Source organism: Streptomyces sp. NPDC001157 (assembly GCF_053598255.1).
Map to the genome: position 1 here is coordinate 338,805 of NZ_JBSFJW010000006.1, position 22,796 is coordinate 361,600.

Below are 22,796 nucleotides of genomic sequence, written 5' to 3' on the forward strand. Positions count from 1 at the left end.
TCACAGCGTGAGGTGTCTGAGTCCGAAGTCCGTGACATCCTGGCCCGATGGCAACTCCCCGTGACCACGCGCCCCTTGCCGAGCAGGTCGAGGAACTTCTCGCCGTCGGTGGCCCGTTGCCCATCGTCGCGGCGGGCGACCCGGTTCTGAGGCGCGGGACCGAGCGCTTCGAGGGTCAGCTCGATCCCGCTCTGCTGGCCCGCTTCATCGAGGCCCTGCGCGTGACCATGCACGAGGCACCGGGCGTCGGCCTCGCCGCGCCGCAGGTGGGTGTGCCGTTGCGGATCGCGGTGATCGAGGATCCGGCGCCGGTGCCGGACGAGGTACGGCTGGCGCGCAGCCGGCTTCCGCAGCCGTTCCGGGTACTGGTCAACCCGACGTACGAGCCCGTCGGTGCAGCTCGGGCCGCCTTCTTCGAGGGTTGTCTGAGCGTGCCGGGGTGGCAGGCGGTGGTGGCACGGCACGCAGAGGTGCGGCTCACGGGCGAGGACGAGTTGGGACGACCGGTGGACGAGGTGTTCAGCGGCTGGCCGGCACGGATCGTGCAGCACGAGACCGATCATCTCGACGGCGTTCTGTACCTCGACAGGGCGGAGCTGCGCTCGTTGTCGTCGAACCAGGCGATGGTGGAGCGGTGGACGCAGGCGACGCCGGAGGAAGCGGCGCAGGCTCTGGGTTTCGATCTCCCGTGACCGCCGTGAAGAACGTTTCTGCAGGTGCGGGCGCTGCTACTGTGGCCGCCGTGACTCAGATCAAGTTGCTGGCAACCGCCGCGTCGTGCATCAGCGAAGGCACTTGTCCGGCCGTGTTCGAGCTGCCGAACGGCGACCTGGCCCTCATCGGCTCCGAAGCACCTGGCGAGTTGCACGACCAACTCCCCGCGGGCACCGGCGTAGGGCCGGGTGAACGCCTTGTGGTGGTACCCCGCGGCGTCGCCCTCGCAGCGGGATGGCAGCCTCCTTCAGCTTGAGGGCTTCACTCGGCTGCTGGCCCGCCCGCCTTGTGCTGTTGGTAGGCCAGTTCGGCCGTCTCGTAGAACTTCCACATGGCTCCACCAGGCGCCGTGCCTCCCATGCGTATCGGGCGCGACTGCTCCCAGAACTCGCTGATCACCTCACTCTGGAACAGCCGGAACATGCTCGCCTCCACCTCGTCGGCCGATGTGTAGTTGACCATGTACACCATGTACTGGAATGAAATGATCAGGTTGGCGTAGAGGAACTGCTTCCTCTTCTCCTCAGAGACATCGGTCCCCCAGCCCGGCCACACGTCGGCAAGCAGGGGATCCTCGATGGCCGCACTCAACAGGGCGTAATGCTGCTCCCGCACAGCTGCCTCGGCCATTCGCTGAGCGCACTCGTTGTTTATACGCGCGTACTCGCTCTGCGACATCACCTCGTTGAGCTGGGCGTCGAGCAACTCCCGCTGCATCTGCGTCTCTTGGCGTTGCTGATGGAACGTCCGGACCATGAAGACGAGCACGATCATCGACGTCACACCGGCGGCCGCCCCGAACGCCTGGCCCGCGTTGCCGCTCTGCGGAGACTGCAGCCCCGGTACGCGCACCAGGAACACGGTGACCAGAATCGAGGCGACGCAGGCCGCCACGACCAATGCGGTCGCGGCGGCCAGTTCCTTGAGCACCCTGAGCCCAGACATCGCCCCAGCTCCCCCCTGTGACGGCAACAGCGGCCGATCGGCCTGCTGTTCCTGTCCCTGCTCTGAAATGCCCTGGTGGCGTCACTGCGAACTGGCGCACCCACGGCGCAAAGGGGCACATGCCGGCAACACATCCCAGGAGTCCATCCGGCAGCTGTCGTACGTCAGTTGTCCCGGTACGCCTCCAGCAGCCGCAGCCACACCTCGCTGATCGTCGGGAACGACGGGACCGCGTGCCAGAGCCTGCTGATCGGGACCTGGCCTGCGACCGCGATGGTCGCCGAGTGGATGAGTTCGCCGACGCCGGGGCCGACGAAGGTGACTCCGCGCAGGATCTCCTCGTTCAGGTCCACGACCATGCGGGCCCGGCCGCGGTAGCCGTCGGCGTACAGGCCGGCACCGGATGCGGAGGTCATGTCGACGTCCACGGCCCGTACCCGGTGGCCGGCCTGTTCCGCCTCGGCGAGGGAGAGGCCGACGGCGGCCGCCTCCGGATCGGTGAAGACGACCTGGGGGACGGCGTGGTGGTCGGCGGTGGCGGCGTGGGCGCCCCAGGGGTCCGACTCCGGGAGCGGGACGCCGGAGGCGCGGGCGGCGATGGCGGCACCGGCGATGCGGGCCTGGTACTTGCCCTGGTGGGTGAGGAGTGCGCGGTGGTTGACGTCGCCGACCGCGTACAGCCAGTCGCTGCCGGTCACGCGGAGGCTGTCGTCGACCGGGAGCCAGCCGCCCGGCTCCAGGCCGACCGTGTCCAGGCCGATGTCGCCGGTCTTCGGGCGGCGGCCGGTGGCGAAGAGGATCTCGTCGGCCTCGATGCGGTCGCCCTGGTCGGTCACCACGACCAGCGTGCCGTTCTCGCGGGTTACCGACTCGACGGACGTGCCGGTGCGGACGTCCGCACCGGCCTCGGTGAGCGCCTCGGCCACCAGTTCGCCGGCGAACGGCTCCATCCGGTTGAGCAGGCCCTTGCCGCGGACCAGGACGGTGACCTGGGAGCCGAGGGCCTGCCAGGCGGTGGCCATCTCGGTGGCGACCACTCCCCCGCCGACCACGACCAGACGGCCGGGCACCTCCTGCGCGCTGGTGGCGTTCCTGCTTGTCCACGGTTTGACGTCGGCCAGGCCCGGCAGGTCGGGCAGTACGGCGTCGGTGCCGGTGCAGACGGCGACGGCGTGCCGGGCGGTGAGCACCTTCTGCCCGCCGTCGGAGCCGGTGACGGTCACCGTGCGCGGGCCGGTCAGGCGGCCGTGGCCGCGGTGGAGGTCCGCGCCGATGCCTTCCAGCCATCCGGCCGCGCCGTCGTCGTGCCAGTCGGAGGTGTAGTAGTTGCGGTGCGCGAGGACCGCGGCGGCGTCGAGGGGGCCCTGCACCGACTGGCGCAGGCCGGGCACGCGGCGGGCGTCCGCGCGGGCGATGACCGGGCGCAGCAGGGCCTTGCTGGGGATGCAGGCCCAGTACGAACACTCGCCGCCGACCAGCTCGCTCTCCACGACCGCGGTGGACAGGCCGGCCGCGCGCGTGCGGTCGGCGACATTCTCCCCCACGGGCCCGGCCCCGAGCACCACGACGTCGTACGCGATGGTTTCCGTTTCCGTCATGGGGTCAGTCTGGTGGGTGGTGTGCGCCGAGGCCACACGGGTAGGGGCGCGGAATACGTGACCGGCCGGCCGCGTTGTGCCGACGGCTTCGCCCCGACAGCAGGAAGAGGGATTTCAGGTCATGAGCAGCACCGTGGAGCTCACCAAGGAGAACTTCGACCAGACGGTCACGGACAACGACTTCGTCCTGATCGACTTCTGGGCGTCGTGGTGCGGGCCGTGCCGTCAGTTCGCGCCGGTCTACGAGAAGGCGGCCGAGGACAACCCGGACCTGGTGTTCGGCAAGATCGACACCGAGGCGCAGCCGGAGCTGGCCGCGGCCTTCGGTATCCAGTCGATCCCGACGCTGATGATCGTCCGCGACCAGGTCGCGGTGTTCGCGCAGCCGGGCGCGCTGCCCGAGTCCGCCTTGACGGACGTCATCGGCCAGGCCCGCAAGCTGGACATGGACGAGGTCCGCAAGGCGGTCGCGGAGCAGCAGACACAGGCCGAGCAGAACGGCCAGTAGTCGCCCGGATCAGAACGGATACGGCGCCACGTCACCGCGCACCGTCGTCCAGCGCACGTCGGTGAAGGCCTCCAGGTTGGCCTCGCCGCCGAAGCGGGCGCCGGTGCCGGACGCGGCGACGCCGCCGAAGGGCGCCACGGCCTCGTCGTTGACCGTCTGGTCGTTGATGTGGACGATGCCGGTCGGGATGCGCTCGGCCAGGTCGAGACCGCGGGCCGCGTCGCGGGTGACGATACCCAGGGAGAGGCCGTACTCCCCCGCCGAGGCGAGGGCCGCCGCCTCGTCGGCGGTGGCGAACGACCGTACGGGCGCGACCGGGCCGAAGACCTCCTCGGCGTAGGCGGGGGTCTGGTCGTCGACGGCCGCGAGGACGGTCGGCCGGTAGAAGAGGCGGTCGTGGGCGCCGCCCGCGGCCAGTTTGGCGCCCCGGGAGGTGCTGGCCTCGACCAGGCCGTGCACCTTGGCCAGTTGGGCGTCGTCGATGATGGGCCCGAGGTGGACCTGTTCGCGGTGCGGGTCGCCGACGGCGAGTGAGTCGGCCTTGGCGGCGAGGCGCTCGACGTACTCCTCGTAGAGGGACTGGTGCACCAGGTGGCGACCGGTCGTCATGCAGATCTGGCCCTGGTGGAAGAACGAGCCCCAGGCGGCCGTGGAGATCACCGCGTCGAGGTCGGCGTCCTCCAGCACGACCAGGGCGGAGTTGCCGCCGAGTTCCAGATGGACGCGCTTGAGGTGGCGTCCCGCGGCCTCGCCGACCGCGCGGCCCGCTGCCGTGGAGCCGGTGAAGGAGATGACGGGGACCTTCGGGTCGGCGACCAGCGTCTGGCCGACGTCCGGGCCGCCAGGCAGTACGTGCAGCAGGTTCTCGGGCAGGCCGGCCTCGGCGAAGACCGCGGCGAGGGAGAGTCCGCCGCAGACCGCCGTGCGCGGGTCCGGCTTCAGCACGACCGCGTTGCCCAGCGCCAGTGCCGGGGCGACCGAGCGGATCGAGAGGATCAGCGGGGCGTTGAACGGGGAGATCACGCCCACCACACCCACCGGGACCCGACGCGTGTACGACAGCCGGGGTGCCTCGCTGGGCAGGATCTGTCCGGCCGGGCGGGAGGCGAGGGCGGCGGCCTCGTAGCACTCCTGGGCGGCGACGTGCAGCTCGAACTCGGCCTTGCCGGGAATGGAGCCGGACTCGCGGACGATCCATTCGCGCAGCTCGTCGGTGTGCGCGGCGAACAGGTCGCCTGCCTTGCGCAAGACGCCGGCGCGGACGAAGTGCGGCACGCGGGCCCACTCGGCCTGGGCGGCGCGGGCGGCCTCGGCGGCCGGGCCGACGTCCGCGGCCGAGGCGAGGGTGACGGTCGCGAGGGTGTCCCCGGTGGCGGGCTCCGTCACGGCGTACTCCGGTCCCGACAGGGGTCGGGACTGCCAGGTCTTCGGGTCGAGCAACGGCATGACGGCTCTCCGTTTCGTCACCGGCGGGACTCAGGTCATGAGCGGAAGTCCCGTGTAGTTGGCGGCCAGTTCGGCGGCCGCGTGGCGGGATGCGGCGATCCGGCGCAGACGTGTCAACTGCAGGCGGTTCTCGAACACATCCCCATCTGGTTGAGCATGCAACATCCTAGTCATGTCGTAGGAGAAGCGCGTCGCCTGCCACACCCGTGCGAGGCAGATCTCCGAGTAGGTGTCCAGGAGTTGCTCGGATCCGGTGCGGTGCAGCTCGGCGAAGGCGCGGGCGAGGACACGGACGTCGGAGACGGCGAGGTTGAGGCCCTTGGCTCCGGTCGGCGGCACGATGTGGGCGGCGTCGCCGGCCAGCAGCAGCCGGCCGTGGCGCATCGGTTCGTGGACGTAGCTGCGCATCGAGGTCACGGACTTGGCGGTGATGGGGCCGCGGTGCAGGGTCCAGTCGGTGTCGATGGCGAAGCGGGCGGCGAGTTCGTCCCAGATGCGGTCGTCGGGCCAGTCGTCGGGGTCGGTGTCGTTCGGGACCTGGAGGTAGAGGCGGGAGAGGTGCGGGGAGCGCATGCTGTGCAGGGCGAAGCCGTTCTCGCCGCGCGCGTAGATCAGTTCGTCGCAGGAAGGTGCCACGTCGGCGAGGATGCCGAGCCAGGAGTACGGGTAGTCGTGCGCGTACGAGCGGCTGCTCGCGGCGGGGAAGGTGTCGCGGGAGATGCCGTGGAAGCCGTCGCAGCCGATCACCCAGTCGCAGGTCAGCGTCTGTTCGCGGCCCTCGTGCAGGAAGCGTACGACGGGCGAGGCGCTCTCCGGCTTCTCGATCGCGAGGGCCTCCGCCTCGAACAACAGGGGTGGTCCGTCGGCCAGTTGGAGGGCGACGAGGTCCTTCACGATCTCTGTCTGGGCGTAGATGGTGACGGTGCGGCCGCCGGTGAGGGCAGGGAAGTCGATGTGGTGGCGTTCGCGGTCGAAGCGCAGCTCGATGCCCTGGTGGACCAGGCCCTCGGCGTTCAGGCGCTCGGCGGCACCGGCCTCGCGCAGGGCGTCGACGGTGCCCTGTTCCAGCATTCCGGCGCGCTGACGGTGCTCGACGTACTCGCGGGTCCTGGCCTCAAGGACGACACAGTCGATGCCCGTGCGGTGCAGCAGCCGGGCCAGGAGCAGCCCGGCGGGACCGCCGCCGATGATGCCGACCGTCGTGCGCATGCCCGCCTCCCGGGGTTCAGCTGGAGTCGCGGTGGACCACCGTGGCTCCCAGCACCTTGTGCGTCTCGGGCGCGGCGCTTGGGTTGCGGACCGCGCGGTCGACCAGTTCGGCGAGGTCGCGGCCGGACGGCAGCTCGATGTGGACCGTGCTCAGCCGGGGCCTGAGCAGCCGGCCCAGCATGAGGTCGTCGGCGCCGATCACGGCCGTCTCCTCCGGGACGCGCACTCCCCCGTCCTGCAGAGCGCGCATCAGCAGCATCGCGTACTCGTCGTTGTACGCGAACACGGCGTCGAGGTCGAGGTCGCGCCAGCGGGCGGCGAGGCGCGCGGCGGATTCCTCCTCGTAGCCGAGGGGCAGCTCGGTGACGGTGGCGTCGGTGCCGTGCAGGGCGCGGCGTACCCCTTCGAGGCGGGGCAGGGAGAAGGACTCCAGGCCCTCTTCCTCGGGTACGACGACGCCGACGCGGCGCCGGCCGCGGTCGAAGAGATGGCTGCCGGCGCAGTGGCCGACGGCCTCGTGGTCCATCAGCAGGGCGTGGGCGCCCTCGACGGCGTGGGCGCCGAGGGTGACGACGGCCCGGGCGCCGGAGCGCTTGAGCAGCGTCACGCCCTGCGGGCCGAAGGTGCCGGGGCCGGGCACCAGGACGGCGACCGGGCGCAGCTCGGCCCAGGCGCGGGCGGCCTCGTCGCCGTGCACTCCGACGGAGCCGTACTGCACGACCGTGTAGTCGAGGCGGCCCAGCGCCCACTGCAGCTCGCTGATGAACTGGCTGTACAGGGGGCCGACGGGGAAGCTCGGCGCGGGCATCAGGACCATGCGGCTGTGTCCGGCGCGCAGGCTGCGGGCGGCCGCGTGCGGCACATACCCGAGTTCCTTGGCGGCCTCGTGGACGCGGCGGCGGGTGGGCTCGCTGATCCGTACGGCGCTGGCGTTGTTGAGGACGTAGGAGACGGTCGCGCGCGAGACGCCGGCCAGGCGGGCCACATCGGCGCTCGTGGGCACGGAGCGCGGTGCGGGCGACGAGGACGCGGGCGTTTTCGGTATCTGCACCATGACGTACGGCATCTTTGCAGAACCTGTGGCCGAGGCCACAGGCGGGGCGTCGCCGAGCGGGGTTCAGCAGGGCGGGCCGCTGCGGGTGACGCGGTCGACCAGGTCGGTCCATCCCTTCTCCAGGCGCTCCAGCGGCATGCCGCACTGCCTGGTCAGATGGTGTATCAGCGCGGGGTCGAGATAGCCCATCAGGGTCTGGGCGAGAAGGTCGCAGTCGGCGTCCGGCACGATCTGCCGCAGCAGGATCGTGACGTGGGTGTGCAGCGCCCGGACCGAGGGGTGGGCGAAGCGGCGGGTGGGTTCGGGCTGTGCGGCCAGTTGCAGATCCAGCTGCTCGACCGTGCGATACAGCACCGCCACCCCGAACGCGCGCAGCCGCTCGATCGCCGGAGCGCCGGGACCCAGCGGCGGCGGCCCGCCCAGGAAGTCGGCCTGCAGCTGTTTCGCGGAATGGTCCAGCAGCGCCGTCAGCAGTCCGGTGCGGTCGCCGAAGCGCCGGAAGACGGTCCCCTTGCCCACCTTGGCCGCCGCGGCGACGGCCTCCATCGTGACCCCGGCCGCTCCGTGCTCCGCGATCAGCCGGGTGGCCGCCTCCAGCAGCCGGGCCCGGTTGCGGGCGGCGTCGGCGCGCAGGCACGGCTCGTCCTCGGCGGAGCCGAGCTGCAGCAACTCGGGCTCGCCGGTGGGCTCTTGAGGCCTCGGGAAGGGCGGCAGTGTGGCGGACATGAAGACAGCGTAAAGCATCGGGAACAAAACTGGACCGCGGTCCGGTTAGGTGCTACAACAATAAACGGACCTCGGTCCGGATCGTAACGGCAATGTTTCAGCACCCCCTGGAGTACCCCATGTCTGTTCGCATCCTTGCGCTCGTCGGCAGCCTTCGCGCCGGTTCGCACAACCGCCAGCTCGCCGAGGCGGCCGTCAAGCTCGCCCCCGAGGGCGCGGACGTCGAGCTGTTCGAGGGCCTGGCCGAGATCCCCTTCTACAACGAGGACATCGACGTCGAGGGCAGCGTCCCGGCCGCCGCCGCGAAGCTGCGCGAGGCCGCGCAGGCCGCCGACGCGTTCCTGTTCTTCTCCCCCGAGTACAACGGCACCATCCCGGCCGTCCTGAAGAACGCCATCGACTGGCTGTCCCGCCCCTACGGCGCCGGCGCCTTCGGCGGCAAGCCGGTCGCCGTGGTCGGCACCGCCTTCGGCCAGTTCGGCGGCGTGTGGGCGCAGGACGAGACCCGCAAGGCCGTGGGTATCGCCGGCGGCAAGGTGCTGGAGGACGTCAAGCTCTCCATCCCCGGCTCCGTGGTCCGCTTCGCCGAGACCCACCCGGCCGACGACGCCGAGGTCGCCGCGCAGCTGACCGAGGTCATCGCCCGCATCCACGGCCACGCGGACGAGGCCGCTGCCGCCTGAGCAGGCACAACCCGACAGCAGAACCCGAGGGGCCGGAGCGGATCAGCTCCGGCCCCGGTGTGTGTCCGGTCCGGGTGCCCGGTCCGGGTGTCAGGCCTGGGTGTCAGGCCACCGCCGTAGGCGCCAGTTCGCCCAGTTCCTGCAGTGCGGCCGCGACCGCGGGTCGTTCCCGGGCGCCCCGGCGGGTGCAGGTGAGCAGCTTGCGGTGCGGGTTGCCGGTACAGCGCACCCGGGTGATCGGCAGGTGCGGGGTCAACTGGGCCAGCCTCGGGATCAGTGCGACGCCGAGGCGGCCGGCGACCAGGTGGGCCGTGACGTTCCAGTCCAGCGCGTGGTGGACGATGTCCGGGCTGAACCCGGCCTCCCCGCAGGCGGAGAGCACGTGGGGGCGGCAGGGGCTGTCCGCCACCGGGGCGATCCAGTCCTCGTGCGCCGCGTCGGACAGGTCGACGCACTCGCGCCCGGCCAGCGGGTGGTCCTCGGGGACGACGAGGTCGAACGGGTCATCCAAGAGCGGCCGCTGGTCGAAGCGGGCGTCGCTCAGGGGCGGGTTGCGCGGGGTGGCCTCGACGACGGCCAGGTCGGTCTCCCCCTCGAAGAGCAGGTCGAAGCTGTCGGGGATGCCGGCCTCCTGGATGCGCACGGACAGCCGCGGATGGCGCTCGTGCAGCCGAACCGCCATCGGGGCCAACAGCACCGAGACGGCCACCGGGAACCCGCTCACACGCAGCGCCCCGGCGGGGGCGTGTTCGGCGCGCAGGTCGAGCTCGGCCTGTTCCCAGCGGGCCTGGATCGCGTCCGCGTGCGCGAGCAGGCTTTCGGCGGCGGGGGTGAGCCGCACCCCGCGGCCCTGCGGTTCGAGGAGGTCGACGCCGAGGTCGCGGGCGAGCTGGCGGATCTGCTGGGAGGCCGCGGACGTGGTGAAGTGCAGGGCGCGGGCGGCCGCGGTGACCGTGCCGTAGTGGGCCACCGCCCGCAGGACGTGCAGTCGGCGCAGGTCAATCATGAAGTCCAGGCTTCAAGGTCGGGTCCACAAAGTCAACCTGGACGTGTACGGATGCTGCGCTGCACTCTGGCTGTGTCGCGACGGTCCACCAGTCAGGACGTACGAGGAGTTGCCATGATCAGCACGACCGGTGCCCACTGCCCGCACTGCGGTTGGCCGGACGGCGCCGAGCCCTTCCAGGTGGTGTCGAGGCACGGCACCGCGGCGGGCCGCACGGTGTGGACGCGTTGCGGCTGCGGCTCGCTGCAGGTCCGGGTGGTCGACGACGGCGGGATGCGCGTCGTCTCGCGCAGTGCTCCTGCGGAGCCTCAGTCCAGCCCGGCCAGCCGCTGAACGGCCGGGGCCGCGAAGCTCTCGATCCATGCTGCGGGCTCCCCGAGACGCGGCACGAGGATCACGGTGTCCAGGCCGAGCTTGGTGTAGCCGGAGATGTCCCGCGTGAAGGCGTCGAGGTCGCCCGATGTGGCCGACTCGCCCATGTAGGCGACCGTCTTGCTGATCCGGTCGTAGTCGCGCCCCTCGGCGTCGCAGTGCCCGCGCAGCACGTCGAGCTTGTGGCGGACCTCCTCCGGCGAGGTCGCGAACAGGTTGCAGGCGTCGCCGTACCGGGCGACCAGGCGCAGGGTCTTCTGCTCGCCCCCGCCGCCGATCATGATCTCGGGGTGAGGGCTGCTGACCGGCGCCGGCACGCACAGGGTCTCGGCCAGCCTGTAGTGCTTGCCCTCGAAGGGGCCGTTCGCCTCCGGGTCCCACATCTGCAGACAGATCCGGAGGGTCTCCTCCAGCCGTTCGAAGCGCTCGGCGAGCGGCGGGAACGGGACACCGAGGCCCTCGTGCTCGCGGTCGTACCAGGCCGCTCCGATGCCGAGGGTGGCGCGGCCGCCGGACAGGACGTCCAGCGTGGTGGCGATCTTGGCGAGCAGTCCGGGGTGCCGGTAGGTCACGCCGGTCACCAGCGCACCCAGCTGAACCGTGGAGGTGTGGCCGGCGAGATAGCCGAGGGTCGTGTAGGCCTCCAGCATGGGGTCCTCGGCGCCGCCGTTGAACTCCATCTGGAAGTAGTGGTCCATCACCGACAGCCTGCTGATCCCGGCCGACTCGGCCGCGGCGCCCGTCGCGGCGAGTTCGGCGCCGAGGGCGGCTCCTCCGCCGCTGTGGTTGAACCGGTTGATGTGTACGCCCACCCGCATGACCGTCTCCGTCCGCCCGGGCCGTTGCCGTCCCCCGTGACGCTAGGACTTCGAGTGCTCTCGAAGTCAAGAGGGTCCCGCACCCCTTCGGGGCGCCGCCTGCAACTCCTGCTTCTTCGAGGCCCGCAGGCTGGTGAGCGTCGTGACCGTCAGAACGAGGACGATGAAGCCGAGCGAGAGGGGGATGCTGGTCTCCGGGACGTGGACGCGGGACACGTGCAGCGCGTGCTGCACGTGCAGCACCAGCTTGACGCCGATGAAGCCGAGGATGATCGACAGGCCGTAGCTGAGGTGGTGGTGCTCCTGGTGCGGGTTGGGGGATGTGACAGCGTTGTCGGCGCCCCGGACTCGTGCCACTCGTCATAGGTGAACAGACAGAAGGTCATGAGCAGCTATCGGGCGGCCACCCGCCGTTCGGCGGGGAGGTTCCGCCGGACGGCGGCGGTCCGCACGGCGGCCGGCGCGTGAATCATGTGGGCCAGAGCCGCCGCGCCGTGCCTGAGGAGAGAGTCATGCCCCTGGTCCCGCCCCCGTTCGACCCCGAACTTGCCGCAGCACTCGAGCTGATCAGGGAGGTGGTGCAGCCCGGTCTCACCCTCGACGAGATCGACCTGGTGCGCCAGGGTCCGGGCATCGAGATGCTCGCCCAGCTCGACCTGACGGCGGGCGGGTTCTTCGAGGTCGAGGACCGCACCGTGCCCGGCCCCGAGAACGCGCCCGACATCTCCCTGCTGATCTGCCGCCCCGCCGCCCCGCCGACCGCCGGTCCGCGGCCCGTCGTTTACCACGTCCACGGCGGCGGCCTGATCCTCGGTAACAACCGGGTCGGTGTGGACGTACCCCTGGCGTGGGCGCAGCAGCTGGACGCGGTCGTGGTGTCGGTGGAGTACCGGCTGGCACCGGAGCATCCGTATCCGGCGCAGATCGAGGACGTGTACGCCGGTCTGCTGTGGACGGCGGAGCACGCCGAGGAGCTCGGCGCCGACCCGGAGCGGATCGTGGTCGCGGGTGCCAGCGCCGGCGGCGGGCTGAGTGCGGCGCTGGCCCTGCTGACCCGGGACCGCAAGGGCCCGCGGCCGTTCGGCCAGGTCCTGATGTGCCCGATGCTGGACGACCGCAACGACGCCCCCTCGACGTACCAGATGGCGGGCCTCGGCGTCTGGGACCGCACGGCCAACGAGACCGGATGGACGGCGCTGCTGGGCGAGGAGCGCGGCGGCCCGAAGGTGCCGCCGTACGCCGCGCCCGCCCGCGCCGAGGATCTGTCCGGTCTGCCTCCGGCCTTCCTGGATGTCGGCTCCGCGGAGACCTTCCGCGACGAGACCGTGGCCTACGCCTCCCGGATCTGGCAGGCCGGCGGGGTGGCCGAGCTGCATGTGTGGCCGGGCGGCTTCCACGGCTTCGACGGCTTCGCCCCGCAGGCGACACTGTCCCAGGCGGCCCGGGCGGCTCATCTGGACTGGCTGCGGCGGCTGCTGGCGCAGTAACGGCGGGGGCGGCTGCTGGCGCAGTAACCGCGGGGGCGGCGCGGTCCGGAGGGTTCCTCGACCGCCGCTGCCGCCCGACTTCCGGGCGGTCGCAGGCCCAACGGGGGTCACGCTGTGCAGGACGTGCTTGCCGGCCCGTCGGCCGGTGACGGGCAGGCCTCGCGGACCACGCCGAGCTGCCGGCCCCGGCCGGCACGGGCACGACGACCGTGCCGGCCGGTGTGGTGGTGGAGGCGAAACCTCGCGTGGCGGACCCGTGCAGCGGGGTCGCGCGGGTGCGCCCGAGGAGTCGGGTGAGCGGGCCACGGGCGCGACCCGCTCAACGGCCTTGTCGACCGGGAACGGCAGCAGGGTCTCGTCTCCGAGCGGGAAGGGCCGACGTCGGCAGAGGTACGAGGGCACCAGCCCCCCGGATGCGCAGGACGCGTCGACCGTGACGGGGCCTGCCGGCCGATCACCGAGCGGAACCTCTCCAGCAGCGCCCTGACGCCGCCAGTCGACGGCGCTCCCGAGCCACAGACGACCTCGGCCGTCACGACAGCCTCGACGCACGGTTCACCGCGGACGAGCGCGTCAGCCGCGGCGGGCCTCCCGGCAGGAAACTTCACCGAAGGCCGGGCCGCACCGCTCAAGCGGTGCGGCCCGGCTGCCGCGGGCGCTCCTCACCGGGTGCCTCATGGCGCATGATGGCCCGTATGAAAGAGCTGGCCGGGCGCCTGACCGCGCTGGATCCCGACGCCGGTGCCGCCGTGCGGGTCATCGCCTACTTCGACCGACTGGCGGAGACCAGGGCCGGTCTGGAGGCGCTGGTGCGCGGGGCGGCCGTGCTGGCCGGATGTCCCGCGCGGCTCGTCGACGCCGGCCGGCGTGTGCGGGTGCGGGTCGAGCCCGACGGCACCCGCAAGGACACCGAAGCGCCGCCGGAACCGGACTGGCCGTGCGCGGCACTGGAGCCCGGCGGCGCCCCGGCCCTCTGGCTGGAGCGGGCGGGAACGGGGCCGAGCGTCGTCGACGCGGTGATCCTGGAGCGTGCCGCCGGTGCGATACGGCTGGTGCTGGACCGCACCCGGGGCCGCGCCCCGGCCTCCCCCGCCGACGACCCGGCTCTGATCGAGACACTCCTCGACGCCACGGTTCCCGAGCCGGCCCGGCTGCACGCGGCCCGCCGCCTCGGGATGGACACCGCCGACCCGGCCGTACGGATCCGCGCCCTTGCACCCGGCGACGGCCCGCCCGGCATCCTGGCGGCCCGTGCCGGTGTCCGCCCGAGCGACGGCGAGTTGCCCGTCGGCCGCCTCGGGGTGGGGCCCGCCGTCCCCGTGCTCGACCTGCCGGGCTCCTGGGCGGCGGCGCGCACGGCCCTGCGGTTCACGGCCGACGGCACACCACGGGATCCCGGCCCGCGTGTGGTGTACGCCGACGAGCTGGGCGGCATCGCGCTGCTCGCGGACCTCGTTCTGCCGGGCGCCGAGCCGCCGCCCGATGTGCGGGCCCTGGAAGCGGCGGCGGGCGCGCTGCCCGGGCTGCTGGCCACGCTGCATGCCGTGGCCGCCACGGCGAGCCAGCGCGCGGCGGCCGCCGAGATCAACGTGCACCACTCCACCCTCCAGGACCGCCTGACCCAGGCCGAGCACCTGCTCGGCTGGCCGCTGCGCACCCCGCAGGGCCGGCTCAGGCTGCAACTGGCGCTGACAATGCGGCACTTGGCGCGGCCGTAGCCCCTCGGCGCATGTGGTTCACCGGAACTCGTGGACCACCCGGATCTCGCCGTGGAGGTGGGCGTTGAACTCGTCGAGCTCCTCGGCCGGCACCCACAGTTCGAGGATGGTCTCGCCACCGGCCCGCTGCACTGGGTACCGGCTCAGGAACTCCGTGTCGACCTCGAAGCGGGTGACGAAGCCGGCGCCGTCGTGCTTGACGTTCCAGTCCCGCGCGATCTTGATGGCGTAGTCCTCGTTGAGCACCGGATAGAAGATCGGCTGCTCGGGCAGCCGGGGCGGCCATGCGCGCCACTCCAGCTCACGGACCAGGTCCAGCTCCTTGGGGCCGGTGGGGCGCCACAGGGTGGTCGTCGGGCGCGGGCTGGTCATGGCGTTCGCTTTCCGGAGGGATCGGCCGCCGGTGCGGCTGCTCGGGAAACGGGACGATACCGGCGACGCCGGTGCCGGGGCCAAGCGGTTTCGGGCGACGACGCGCTCGGTTCGGGGCGGCTACCGGAGGGCGAACGACGCCCGGTGCAGCCAGTCGGTGCCGTCGTAGGCCACGAGGTCGACCGTGGGCACGCGAGCCGCGAAGGGCAGGACGGGGCGCAGGCCGGCCTCGATCTCGTCCAGCACGGCCTCGTCCTGGCCCTGGGCGACCGTCAGATGCGGGTGGGGCTCGTACTTCCCGCCGTACGGCGGAGCCTCCGGCCAGCGCTCGACGACCGCCTGGGTGAGCCTGCGGAACGGACCGTCGGGGGTGGGTGCCAGGTAGAGCACCTCGGGAAACCGTCCGGATTTCTCGAACCGCACCTCGAAGGAGCGGTGGCGCCCGAAGATCTCATCCAGGGCGGCACAGGTCCCGGCGTCGACGAGGGAGGCGGGCAGGAACGGGAAGACCACGGTGACATGGGCCGGGACACCGGCTCGGGCCGCCGGGTCGAAGCGGTCCCGCCAGGGCCGGACAACGGATTCCGCCTCGGGTACGGGCACGACGAGCGCCGTCTGCCCCGCTACGAAACGACCGGATTCCTCGTCTGCCATGCCATGGGTGTATCAGGTGGATGCCCGCGACCGCGACCCGACACTCCTTGCGTACGCGTCATACCAGCTCTCGCCGACAATTTCACAGATGCCCTATCCTGGACCGAAGGCATTTCGGGACGGAGGACCCAGCCCATGACCGCGACGGATCCTGCGCTCACCGCGCTCGCCTCGAGCTGGTCCGCCCTGTCGCTGCTGCACGGCAGGATCGAGGCCCATATCGAGCGCGCCCTGCAGGCCGGGCACGATCTGAGCGTGCGCGAGTACTCCCTGCTGGATGTACTGAGCCGGCAGCACGACGGCGAAGGCGGCCACCTCCAGATGAAGCAGGTCGCCGACGCGGTGGTCCTCAGCCAGAGCGCCACGACCCGGCTGGTCACACGCCTGGAGGACCGCGGACTGCTGACCCGGTACCTGTGCCCCACCGACCGGCGCGGCATCTACACCAACGTCACCGAGGCCGGCCTCGCACTCCTGGAGGAGGCCCGCCCGACCAACGAGGCGGCCCTGCGCGAGGCTCTGGACGAGGCCGCCCAGAGCCCGGAACTCGCCCCTCTGGTCGAAGCCGTCGAGACGCTTCGCGTTCCTGCCTGACCCCGAAACCCCCGCCGCCGGAGTCGTCGTTGCGGGGGTTTTCGTTCGGCCATGTACTTGCAGACGCCTGCTACACGCTTCAGGGATACACCGCGCTTGCATTTATCGCGCGCCTGCAACTATTGTCGACGCCTGTAAGCGTTATACGCAATCGCCTGGAAGGTACTTCCCATGCCTCTCGCCCTCCTGGCCCTGGCCATCGGGGCCTTCGGGATCGGCACCACGGAATTCGTGATCATGGGCGTGCTGCCCGAGGTCGCGGGTGACTTCGGCGTCTCCATCCCCACCGCCGGCTGGCTCGTCTCCGGCTACGCCCTGGGCGTCGTCTTCGGCGCGCCCCTGCTGACGGTCCTGGGCACCAAGGTCTCCCGCAAGAAGATGCTGATGTTCCTCATGGGCCTGTTCGTGGTGGGCAACACCCTGTCCGCGTTCGCCCCGACCTTCGGCGTCATGCTCGCCGGCCGGGTGATCGCCTCCCTCGCGCACGGCGCGTTCTTCGGCATCGGCTCCGTGGTGGCGGCCGGTCTGGTCGCGCCGGAGAAGAAGGCCTCCGCGATCTCCCTGATGTTCACGGGCCTGACCGTCGCCAACGTCGTGGGGGTCCCGCTGGGCACGTACATCGGCCAGGCCGCCGGGTGGCGCGTCACCTTCACCGCGGTCGCCGCGCTCGGCATCGCGGGCCTCGTAGGGGTGGCGAAGCTGGTGCCCGAGCTGGGCCGCCCGGAGTCCGGCACCATCCGTGGCGAGTTCGCCGCCTTCCGCAACGTGCAGGTCTGGATCGCGATGGCGATGACGGTCCTCGGCTTCGGCGGGGTGTTCGCCGCGATCACCTACATCACACCGATGATGACCGAGGTCGCCGGTTACTCGGCCGGTGCGGTGACCTGGCTGCTGGTGCTGTTCGGGGCCGGGATGTTCCTGGGGAACCTGGTGGGCGGCCGGTTCGCCGACCGGGCCCTCATGCCCATGCTGTTCACCGCCCTCGGTGCCCTGTCCCTGGCGCTGCTGCTGTTCACGGCGACGGCCCACAACAAGGTCCTCGCCGCGCTCACCCTGACGCTGATCGGAGCCCTGGGCTTCGCCACCGTGCCCCCGCTGCAGAAGTGGGTGCTCGACCAGGCCTCGGCCGCCCCGACGCTGGCGTCCGCCGCCAACATCGGTGCCTTCAACCTCGGCAACGCGCTGTCCGCCTGGCTCGGCGGCCTCGTCATCGCGGCCGGGTTCGGCTACACGGCACCGAATTGGGTCGGCGCCCTGCTGGCCGGCAGCGCACTGCTCCTGTCCTTCCTGGCGGCCTTCCTCGACCGCCGCACCCGCCCGGCCGGCCGTGTCGTGGCCGCATCCGCATCCGCCGAGCACCTCCCGGCCGCCGCACGGCACTGATCCGCCAACTCGCAAGGAACACAAAGCACATGGCCCCCACTGCTGTCCCCACCGTCACCCTCAACAACGGCGTCGAGATCCCCCAGCTCGGCTTCGGCGTCTTCCAGGTCCCCGACGCCGAGACCACCGCCGCGGTGAGCGCCGCACTGGAGGCCGGGTACCGCAGCATCGACACGGCCGCCGTCTACGGCAACGAAGCCGGCGTCGGCGCCGCCCTCGCCTCCTCCGGCATCACCCGCGAGGAACTGTTCGTCACCACCAAGCTGTGGAACCCCGACCAGGGGCACGACTCCACACTCCGCGCGTTCGAAGCGAGCCTGGCCAAGCTGGGCCTGGAGTACGTCGACCTCTACCTCATCCACTGGCCCACTCCGGCCCGCGACCTGTACCGGGAATCCTGGCAGGCCATCGAGAAGCTCACGGCCGACGGGCGGATCCGCGCGGCCGGTGTCTCCAACTTCCGGCCCGCACATCTGCATCGGTTGCTGGAGGGCAGCGCACTGGTGCCGGCCGTCAACCAGATCGAGCTGCATCCGGGCCTCCAGCAGCGTGAACTGCGGGCTCTGCACGCGGACTTGGGCATCGTCACGGAAGCCTGGAGTCCGCTGGCGCAGGGCGCGCTGCTCGGCGAGCCCACGCTGACGGAGATCGCCGAGCGGCACGGCAAGTCGCCGGCGCAGGTGGTGCTGCGCTGGCACCTTCAGCTCGGGAACGTGGTGATCCCGAAGTCCGTCACGCCTGCCCGCATCCGCGAGAACATCGACGTCTTCGACTTCGTCCTCGGCGACGAGGAGATGACCACGATCGCCGCCCTGGACCGGGGCCTGCGCACCGGCCCCGACCCGGACACCCTCAACTGACCGCGGGACGCCGCCGGTTCATGGCCGTCACTGGGCCCATTTCGGGGTCCAGGTGTCCGCAGCCTGCCGGGCGGTGCCGAGGTGGGCACGGAGCGACGCCAGCGCCGGATGCGGGTTGTCCGCGCGCCAGATCAGCGAGTGCGGGTAGACGGGCGTGGGGTCGCGCACGGGGATGCGGCGCAGGTCGTGGTGGGCCGGCCAGACCATACGGGTCTGTACGCCGACGAAGGTCGCGAGCAGCGAGGAGTCGGCGATGGTGTCCAGGAGCGGTTCGGTGCCGAAGTCGGGACCGGTGACCTCGATGGTGAAGCCGAAGGCCGCGGCCAGGTCGTCGTAGTAGGCGGCCCATTCGGTGCCGGCCACGTTGCCGGGCATCCAGATCCGGTGTCCGGCCAGTTGGGCCGGGGTGACGGAGCGGGCAGAGGCGAGCGCATGCCGGGGGCCGGTGAGCAGTTCGAGGGGCTCGTCGTGGACGCGGGCCGCCTCGATGCCCTCGGGCAGTTGCCGCGAGGGGAGGGTGAGGGCGCGGAAGGACGCGTCGATGGTGCCCGAGCGCACTGCGGAGATCGCCGCGTCGGCGTCGAAGAGCGTCACGACGTCGAGGGCCGAGTCGGGGTGGGCACGGTGGAAGTCCCGTACCAGGTCGGCCGGGGCGAGCCGACGGCCGATCACATCGACGCGCAGGGCACGGCGGCCGGGCCGCACGGAGGCCGCGGCGCGCTCCTCGGCCTGCAGGAGTTCGCGGGCGTGGGGCAGGAAGACCTGGCCGTCGACGGTGAGCTGGGCGCCACGCGCAGTGCGCGTGAACAGCCGCACGCCGAGGTCCTTCTCCAGCGCGGCGACCCGCTTGGAGACGGCCTGCTGGGTGACGTCCAGGCCGAGGGCGGCCTCCCGGAACTGCCCGGCATCCGCGACGGCCACGAACGTGCGCACTGCGTCGATGTCCACGCGCCCCTTTCTACAACGTCCGGTTGTCGGCCGACCTACAACTTCCCGTTGTTGACCGACCCGCGCGTCGGTTGTTTGCCCCCGCGCCGCGCGACCCGCTTTGATGTCGCCGGTCGGGATTCGGGCGGGGCGGGGAGGCTGGCATGCGGGGCGGGCAGGCGCTGGGGCGGCAGTTCGGATGGCTGTGGGGGGCCTACACCGTCAGCGCGATCGGGACATGGCTCGCCTTCGACGCGTTCTCGCTGATCGCGGTGATCGTGCTGCATTCCGGGGCGACCGAGGTGGCGGTGCTGTCGGCGGCCGGGCTCGCGGTGGGGGCGGCGGTCGCGACGCCGCTCGGGCCGTGGATGGAGTTCCGTCGCAAGCGGCCTGTGATGATGTCCATGGATCTGGTCCGCTGTGGGGTGTTGCTGACCATTCCGGTCGCGTTCGCGCTCGACGCGCTCACCTTCGTACAACTTTTGGTTGTGTCGATCGTCGTCGGAGCGGCCGACATCAGCTTCACCGCGGCAAGCGGGGCCTTCGTCAAGTCACTGCTGCCGCCGGAGGACCTGCTCGCCGCGAACGCACGGTTCGAGGCTACCCAGTGGACCGCGACCATCCTGGGGCCGCCCCTGGGCGGGGCCGCGATGGGCGTCTTCGGACCGGTGATGACCGTGGTGGCCAACGCGGTCAGCTTCCTGCTCTCGGCCGTCGGGATCCGCGCGATCGGCGGGACCGAGAAGCCGCCCGGGCGGCCGGGGCCGGGGCAGGCGCCGGCCGGCAGCCTGCTCGAAGGATGGCGGTACATCCTCACCCATCCGACGCTGCGACCGATGTTCTTCAACACGGTGCTGTACAACGCCCTGATCATGGTGTCGCTTCCGCTGCTCGCCGTGCTGATGGTCGGCGATCTCGGCTTCACGGCCTGGCAGTACGGCCTGGCCTTCTCCGTACCCAGCATCGGCGGCCTGATCGGCTCGCGGCTGGCCCGCCGGCTCGTGCCGCGGTTCGGAGAGCGCCGGGTGCTGCTCGTCTCGGGGACGCTGCGTGCGTGCTGGCCGATCGGCCTCGCCTTCGTCGGGCCCGGCACGGCGGGGCTGGTGCTCGTCATGGTCATGGAGCTGGGGGTGATCGTGTCCTGTGCCGTCTTCAACCCGGTGTACTCCACCATCCGGCTGCGGCAGACGGACCCGGGCCGGGTGGCACGCACCCTCTCCGCGTGGTCGGTCACCACCAAGGCGACGACCGCCGCGATGACCGCCTTGTGGGGCCTGCTGGCCGGCCTGACCGGCCCCCGCGCGGCGATCGCCATCGCCGGTCTCCTCGCTCTGGCCACCCCGCTGCTGCTGCCCCGCCGTATCGCGGGCTCCGCGGCGATGGCGCAACCGAACGTCGACGAAGCGGCCTGAGCCGCAAGTGGGACCACGTCCGCGCCGGCGTGGGCTTCCTCGCGATGGCTCGCAGCCCCGCGCATTGTTGCGTACAAAGTCTCGCCGTTGCCCGGATGTCTGCCCCGACACATCAAGAGCGTGCACCAAGACACAGGTCATGGCACTGAGGACAGCGTTGACAGGGCCGTGGATTTGGCCGTACAAAGCTGAGCAGGTACCGAATCCCTGGGGGGACCGTTGACCGTCGCCCGCGCCGCTCTGGGCGCCCGCGTGCATCCCCTGCGCAGCGTCACCGCTCCGCTGCCGGACGCGGCGCGCTGGGCGGCCATGGCTCACATCTCCGTGGTCACCGTCCCGGCGGTGCTCGCGGCCGACGGTGACGCGCGGGCGTATCTCGCCGGTGCGGGAGTCATGGCGCTGCTCGGGGCGAAGCTCGGCCGGGGGCACTCTGCGGCCGGCCGGCACGCGACCCGCACTGCGGGTGCCCCGGCCGCCGCGGTCGCGGCCGGGCTCGCCGCCGATGATGGGCAGGAGGCCTTCGGGACGCAGGGCAAGTCGCTGCAGGCCGGGTTCGCCGCCGATGCGGGCGTACGGGCGGCACGGCCGGCGCAGGCGGGTGCCACCGCCGATCCGCGGGTCCTGGAGGCCTGGCTGGAGCGGGTCGGCGGCAAGCCCGCCACGGACTTCCCCGCCAACCCCGGCCGTCCCCGGAAGCCCCGCCCGGTGACCGGCCTGGAAGGCAAGTTCTCACTGCCGTACGCGGTGGCCGCGGCACTGCTCGACGACTGTCCGGGCTTCGACAGCTTCACGGACGGCGCGGTGCGGCGTCCGGCGGCGCAGACGCTCGTCGATCGCGTCCACGCCGACCTGCCGGCAGACGGGAGCAGTTCGCTCGGACGGTCGGATCTCCCTGCGCATCGGCCTTGCCGACGGCCGCGAGGTGCACACCGAGCCGGCGCCGCCACCCGGCGCACCCGGGCGTCCGCCGTCCGACGCCGACGTGCCGGCCGAGGCTGCCGCCCGCGGACCCGACCGGCGCTGCTGGTCGGGCAGACGTGGACGGGCGCGGCCGAGCCGCCGCGGAAGCACTTCCCGTACATCCCCTACGAGGGCCAGGAGACATGACGGTGCATCAGCTTCCTCTGTCCGGCATCACGGTCGTCAGCCTGGAGCAGGCCGTGGCCGCTCCCTATGCCACCCGGCAACTGGCCGATCTCGGCGCCCGGGTCATCAAGGTGGAGCGGCCGGGCGAGGGCGACTTCGCCCGCCGTTACGACACGACGGTGCACGGCCACTCCAGCTATTTCGTCTGGCTCAACCGCTCCAAGGAATCCCTCACGCTGGACCTGAAGGATCCGCGGGGCATGGAGATCCTGCACCAACTCCTCGACGGCGCCGACGTGTTCGTACAGAATCTCGCGCCCGGTGCCACCGGCCGGCTGGGTCTCGGCGTCGATGCGCTCGCCGACCGCTACCCGCGGCTGATCCCCTGCACGATCTCCGGCTACGGCACGAGCGGGCCATGGGCCGACCGCAAGTCGTACGACCTGCTGGTGCAGTGCCAGACCGGTCTGGTCTCGCTCACCGGCACCGCCGACGAGACGGCACGAGTCGGGATCTCCGTCGCCGACATCGCCGCCGGGATGTACGCCTACACAGGCGTCCTCACCGCCCTGTACACACGGGCCACCACCGGCCGCACCCATCCGGTCGAGGTGTCCCTGTTCGAGGCGCTGGCGGAGTGGATGGGCCAGCCCGCCAACTACACGCGCTACGGCGGCACTCAGCCCGCCCGGCTCGGCACCCAGCACGCCACCATCGCACCGTACGGCGCCTTCCCGACGGCCGACGGCAAGCAGGTACTGCTCTCCATCCAGAACGAGCGCGAGTGGGCCGCCCTGTGCGCGGACTTCCTCGGGCAGCCGGCGTTGACGGATGATCCGCGCTTCGCGACGGGCTCCGACCGGGTCGCGCACCGTGACTCCCTCAACGCGATCGTCGCCGAGCGCTGCGCCCGCTCCGACGCCGAGGACATCCTCAAGGACCTGGAGGAGATCGGCATCGCGTGCGCCGGGGTCAACGACGTCGCCGCGTTCCTGGACCATCCGGTGCTGGCGGCCCGCGAGCGCTGGCGCGAGGTCTCCGTGCCCGGCGCGACGGTACAGGCGCTGCTCCCGCCGGCCGACCTCGCGGGCATCCCCGCACGCATGGACCCCGTGCCCGCGGTGGGCGAGCACACGGAGGCCATCCTCACCGGCCTCGGCCTCACCCCCGACGACATCCGGGCGCTGCGCGCCGAGGCCGTCATCTGACCCCGACGATGTGGAG

24 protein-coding genes and 1 pseudogene are annotated in these 22,796 nt (G+C 71.7%); 13 read left to right on the forward strand and 12 right to left on the reverse strand.

What is annotated here, in order from left to right; translation table 11 throughout:
- Positions 1-47: 47 nt before the first annotated feature.
- Together ACWDAG_RS14085 and ACWDAG_RS14090 are read left to right on the forward strand one after the other, a co-directional pair.
- Complete coding sequence (locus ACWDAG_RS14085) at positions 48-692, forward strand: peptide deformylase (protein WP_450695850.1); 645 nt, start codon at positions 48-50, stop codon at positions 690-692.
- Between the two features lie 50 nt (positions 693-742).
- A complete protein-coding gene (locus ACWDAG_RS14090) occupies positions 743-970 on the forward strand; it encodes a hypothetical protein (RefSeq protein ID WP_450695851.1) in 228 nt (75 codons plus the stop codon).
- A 5-nt stretch (positions 971-975) separates the two neighbouring features.
- Here the strand turns inward: ACWDAG_RS14090 and ACWDAG_RS14095 are convergent, their stop codons facing one another.
- Together ACWDAG_RS14095 and ACWDAG_RS14100 are read right to left on the reverse strand one after the other, a co-directional pair.
- Complete coding sequence (locus ACWDAG_RS14095; protein ID WP_450695852.1) at positions 976-1,659, reverse strand: DUF6082 family protein; 684 nt, start codon at positions 1,657-1,659, stop codon at positions 976-978.
- A gap of 164 nt (positions 1,660-1,823) precedes the next feature.
- Positions 1,824-3,257: a dihydrolipoyl dehydrogenase family protein gene (locus tag ACWDAG_RS14100; RefSeq protein WP_450695853.1), complete on the reverse strand. Its 1,434-nt coding sequence runs from the start codon at positions 3,255-3,257 to the stop codon at positions 1,824-1,826.
- A gap of 121 nt (positions 3,258-3,378) precedes the next feature.
- On the opposite strand from ACWDAG_RS14100, the gene trxA reads away from it, so the two are divergent.
- Positions 3,379-3,765: a thioredoxin gene (trxA, locus tag ACWDAG_RS14105; RefSeq protein WP_450695854.1), complete on the forward strand. Its 387-nt coding sequence runs from the start codon at positions 3,379-3,381 to the stop codon at positions 3,763-3,765.
- A gap of 9 nt (positions 3,766-3,774) precedes the next feature.
- On the opposite strand, the gene ACWDAG_RS14110 is transcribed toward trxA, so the two are convergent.
- Genes ACWDAG_RS14110 through ACWDAG_RS14125 form a run of 4 tightly spaced genes read right to left on the reverse strand, consistent with a single transcriptional unit; the run spans position 3,775 to position 8,218 of the window.
- Positions 3,775-5,211: an aldehyde dehydrogenase family protein gene (locus ACWDAG_RS14110; RefSeq protein ID WP_450695855.1), complete on the reverse strand. Its 1,437-nt coding sequence runs from the start codon at positions 5,209-5,211 to the stop codon at positions 3,775-3,777.
- Between the two features lie 30 nt (positions 5,212-5,241).
- The gene (locus ACWDAG_RS14115) at positions 5,242-6,420 is read right to left on the reverse strand and encodes a 4-hydroxybenzoate 3-monooxygenase (protein ID WP_450695856.1); all 1,179 of its coding nucleotides are present in this window, start codon (positions 6,418-6,420) and stop codon (positions 5,242-5,244) included.
- Positions 6,421-6,436: 16 nt separating this feature from the next.
- Positions 6,437-7,486, reverse strand: coding sequence for a LacI family DNA-binding transcriptional regulator (locus tag ACWDAG_RS14120; RefSeq protein ID WP_450695857.1), 1,050 nt, complete (start codon positions 7,484-7,486; stop codon positions 6,437-6,439).
- Between the two features lie 51 nt (positions 7,487-7,537).
- A complete protein-coding gene (locus ACWDAG_RS14125; RefSeq protein ID WP_450695858.1) occupies positions 7,538-8,218 on the reverse strand; it encodes a TetR/AcrR family transcriptional regulator in 681 nt (226 codons plus the stop codon).
- A 101-nt stretch (positions 8,219-8,319) separates the two neighbouring features.
- On the opposite strand from ACWDAG_RS14125, the gene ACWDAG_RS14130 reads away from it, so the two are divergent.
- On the forward strand, positions 8,320-8,883 hold the full coding sequence (locus tag ACWDAG_RS14130; RefSeq protein WP_450695859.1) for an NAD(P)H-dependent oxidoreductase: 564 nt from the start codon (positions 8,320-8,322) through the stop codon (positions 8,881-8,883).
- Between the two features lie 103 nt (positions 8,884-8,986).
- Here ACWDAG_RS14130 and ACWDAG_RS14135 read toward each other — a convergent pair whose 3' ends face one another.
- Positions 8,987-9,889: a LysR family transcriptional regulator gene (locus tag ACWDAG_RS14135; RefSeq protein WP_450695860.1), complete on the reverse strand. Its 903-nt coding sequence runs from the start codon at positions 9,887-9,889 to the stop codon at positions 8,987-8,989.
- A gap of 114 nt (positions 9,890-10,003) precedes the next feature.
- On the opposite strand from ACWDAG_RS14135, the gene ACWDAG_RS14140 reads away from it, so the two are divergent.
- Positions 10,004-10,222 (forward strand): hypothetical protein, encoded by a 219-nt coding sequence (locus ACWDAG_RS14140; RefSeq protein ID WP_450695861.1) that lies wholly within the window; start codon positions 10,004-10,006, stop codon positions 10,220-10,222.
- Here ACWDAG_RS14140 and ACWDAG_RS14145 read toward each other — a convergent pair.
- Positions 10,198-11,079 (reverse strand): LLM class F420-dependent oxidoreductase, encoded by an 882-nt coding sequence (locus ACWDAG_RS14145; RefSeq protein WP_450695862.1) that lies wholly within the window; start codon positions 11,077-11,079, stop codon positions 10,198-10,200. The two genes, ACWDAG_RS14140 and ACWDAG_RS14145, sit on opposite strands and share 25 nt — an antisense overlap.
- A 66-nt stretch (positions 11,080-11,145) precedes the next feature.
- Positions 11,146-11,373, reverse strand: a pseudogene (locus ACWDAG_RS14150) (TerC family protein); the annotation flags it as partial.
- A 218-nt stretch (positions 11,374-11,591) separates the two neighbouring features.
- On the opposite strand from ACWDAG_RS14150, the gene ACWDAG_RS14155 reads away from it, so the two are divergent.
- Both ACWDAG_RS14155 and ACWDAG_RS14160 read left to right on the forward strand, forming a co-directional pair.
- A complete protein-coding gene (locus ACWDAG_RS14155) occupies positions 11,592-12,566 on the forward strand; it encodes an alpha/beta hydrolase (RefSeq protein ID WP_450695863.1) in 975 nt (324 codons plus the stop codon).
- 695 nt (positions 12,567-13,261) lie between these two features.
- Entirely contained in the window at positions 13,262-14,284 is a 1,023-nt protein-coding gene (locus ACWDAG_RS14160; protein WP_450695864.1) for a helix-turn-helix domain-containing protein, read from the forward strand.
- An 18-nt stretch (positions 14,285-14,302) separates the two neighbouring features.
- Here ACWDAG_RS14160 and ACWDAG_RS14165 read toward each other — a convergent pair whose 3' ends face one another.
- Together ACWDAG_RS14165 and ACWDAG_RS14170 are read right to left on the reverse strand one after the other, a co-directional pair.
- A complete protein-coding gene (locus ACWDAG_RS14165; protein ID WP_450695865.1) occupies positions 14,303-14,656 on the reverse strand; it encodes a hypothetical protein in 354 nt (117 codons plus the stop codon).
- Positions 14,657-14,776: 120 nt separating this feature from the next.
- A complete protein-coding gene (locus ACWDAG_RS14170) occupies positions 14,777-15,310 on the reverse strand; it encodes a 2'-5' RNA ligase family protein (protein WP_450695866.1) in 534 nt (177 codons plus the stop codon).
- Between the two features lie 135 nt (positions 15,311-15,445).
- Between ACWDAG_RS14170 and ACWDAG_RS14175 the strand changes: the two genes are divergently transcribed.
- The 3 genes from ACWDAG_RS14175 to ACWDAG_RS14185 all read left to right on the forward strand — a co-directional run bounded on the left by ACWDAG_RS14175 (position 15,446) and on the right by ACWDAG_RS14185 (position 18,147).
- Positions 15,446-15,904, forward strand: coding sequence for a MarR family winged helix-turn-helix transcriptional regulator (locus tag ACWDAG_RS14175; protein ID WP_450695867.1), 459 nt, complete (start codon positions 15,446-15,448; stop codon positions 15,902-15,904).
- A gap of 171 nt (positions 15,905-16,075) precedes the next feature.
- Entirely contained in the window at positions 16,076-17,287 is a 1,212-nt protein-coding gene (locus ACWDAG_RS14180; protein WP_450695868.1) for an MFS transporter, read from the forward strand.
- 29 nt (positions 17,288-17,316) lie between these two features.
- Positions 17,317-18,147 carry an aldo/keto reductase gene (locus ACWDAG_RS14185; protein ID WP_450695869.1) on the forward strand — a complete coding sequence of 277 codons (831 nt, stop codon included), beginning with the start codon at positions 17,317-17,319 and terminating at the stop codon, positions 18,145-18,147.
- Positions 18,148-18,174: 27 nt separating this feature from the next.
- Here ACWDAG_RS14185 and ACWDAG_RS14190 read toward each other — a convergent pair whose 3' ends face one another.
- On the reverse strand, positions 18,175-19,095 hold the full coding sequence (locus ACWDAG_RS14190) for a LysR family transcriptional regulator (RefSeq protein WP_450695870.1): 921 nt from the start codon (positions 19,093-19,095) through the stop codon (positions 18,175-18,177).
- Positions 19,096-19,238: 143 nt separating this feature from the next.
- Here ACWDAG_RS14190 and ACWDAG_RS14195 point away from each other — a divergent pair, with 143 nt between their 5' ends.
- The 3 genes from ACWDAG_RS14195 to ACWDAG_RS14205 all read left to right on the forward strand — a co-directional run bounded on the left by ACWDAG_RS14195 (position 19,239) and on the right by ACWDAG_RS14205 (position 22,780).
- The gene (locus ACWDAG_RS14195) at positions 19,239-20,486 is read left to right on the forward strand and encodes an MFS transporter (protein WP_450695871.1); all 1,248 of its coding nucleotides are present in this window, start codon (positions 19,239-19,241) and stop codon (positions 20,484-20,486) included.
- 219 nt (positions 20,487-20,705) lie between these two features.
- Complete coding sequence (locus ACWDAG_RS14200; protein ID WP_450695872.1) at positions 20,706-21,593, forward strand: hypothetical protein; 888 nt, start codon at positions 20,706-20,708, stop codon at positions 21,591-21,593.
- Complete coding sequence (locus ACWDAG_RS14205) at positions 21,590-22,780, forward strand: CaiB/BaiF CoA transferase family protein (protein WP_450695873.1); 1,191 nt, start codon at positions 21,590-21,592, stop codon at positions 22,778-22,780. The genes ACWDAG_RS14200 and ACWDAG_RS14205 overlap by 4 nt, the downstream gene beginning before the upstream one ends.
- Positions 22,781-22,796: the final 16 nt, after the last annotated feature.

Bases quoted from the DNA above. Each gene is read 5' to 3' on its own strand.
- ACWDAG_RS14085 (WP_450695850.1), top strand. From the start codon at position 48: ATGGCAACTCCCCGTGACCACGCGCCCCTTGCCGAGCAGGTCGAGGAA.
- ACWDAG_RS14095 (WP_450695852.1), bottom strand. From the start codon at position 1,659: ATGTCTGGGCTCAGGGTGCTCAAGGAACTGGCCGCCGCGACCGCATTG.
- ACWDAG_RS14100 (WP_450695853.1), bottom strand. From the start codon at position 3,257: ATGACGGAAACGGAAACCATCGCGTACGACGTCGTGGTGCTCGGGGCC.
- trxA (WP_450695854.1), top strand. From the start codon at position 3,379: ATGAGCAGCACCGTGGAGCTCACCAAGGAGAACTTCGACCAGACGGTC.
- ACWDAG_RS14110 (WP_450695855.1), bottom strand. From the start codon at position 5,211: ATGCCGTTGCTCGACCCGAAGACCTGGCAGTCCCGACCCCTGTCGGGA.
- ACWDAG_RS14115 (WP_450695856.1), bottom strand. From the start codon at position 6,420: ATGCGCACGACGGTCGGCATCATCGGCGGCGGTCCCGCCGGGCTGCTC.
- ACWDAG_RS14120 (WP_450695857.1), bottom strand. From the start codon at position 7,486: ATGCCGTACGTCATGGTGCAGATACCGAAAACGCCCGCGTCCTCGTCG.
- ACWDAG_RS14125 (WP_450695858.1), bottom strand. From the start codon at position 8,218: ATGCTTTACGCTGTCTTCATGTCCGCCACACTGCCGCCCTTCCCGAGG.
- ACWDAG_RS14130 (WP_450695859.1), top strand. From the start codon at position 8,320: ATGTCTGTTCGCATCCTTGCGCTCGTCGGCAGCCTTCGCGCCGGTTCG.
- ACWDAG_RS14135 (WP_450695860.1), bottom strand. From the start codon at position 9,889: ATGATTGACCTGCGCCGACTGCACGTCCTGCGGGCGGTGGCCCACTAC.
- ACWDAG_RS14140 (WP_450695861.1), top strand. From the start codon at position 10,004: ATGATCAGCACGACCGGTGCCCACTGCCCGCACTGCGGTTGGCCGGAC.
- ACWDAG_RS14145 (WP_450695862.1), bottom strand. From the start codon at position 11,079: ATGCGGGTGGGCGTACACATCAACCGGTTCAACCACAGCGGCGGAGGA.
- ACWDAG_RS14155 (WP_450695863.1), top strand. From the start codon at position 11,592: ATGCCCCTGGTCCCGCCCCCGTTCGACCCCGAACTTGCCGCAGCACTC.
- ACWDAG_RS14160 (WP_450695864.1), top strand. From the start codon at position 13,262: ATGAAAGAGCTGGCCGGGCGCCTGACCGCGCTGGATCCCGACGCCGGT.
- ACWDAG_RS14165 (WP_450695865.1), bottom strand. From the start codon at position 14,656: ATGACCAGCCCGCGCCCGACGACCACCCTGTGGCGCCCCACCGGCCCC.
- ACWDAG_RS14170 (WP_450695866.1), bottom strand. From the start codon at position 15,310: ATGGCAGACGAGGAATCCGGTCGTTTCGTAGCGGGGCAGACGGCGCTC.
- ACWDAG_RS14175 (WP_450695867.1), top strand. From the start codon at position 15,446: ATGACCGCGACGGATCCTGCGCTCACCGCGCTCGCCTCGAGCTGGTCC.
- ACWDAG_RS14180 (WP_450695868.1), top strand. From the start codon at position 16,076: ATGCCTCTCGCCCTCCTGGCCCTGGCCATCGGGGCCTTCGGGATCGGC.
- ACWDAG_RS14185 (WP_450695869.1), top strand. From the start codon at position 17,317: ATGGCCCCCACTGCTGTCCCCACCGTCACCCTCAACAACGGCGTCGAG.
- ACWDAG_RS14195 (WP_450695871.1), top strand. From the start codon at position 19,239: ATGCGGGGCGGGCAGGCGCTGGGGCGGCAGTTCGGATGGCTGTGGGGG.
- ACWDAG_RS14205 (WP_450695873.1), top strand. From the start codon at position 21,590: ATGACGGTGCATCAGCTTCCTCTGTCCGGCATCACGGTCGTCAGCCTG.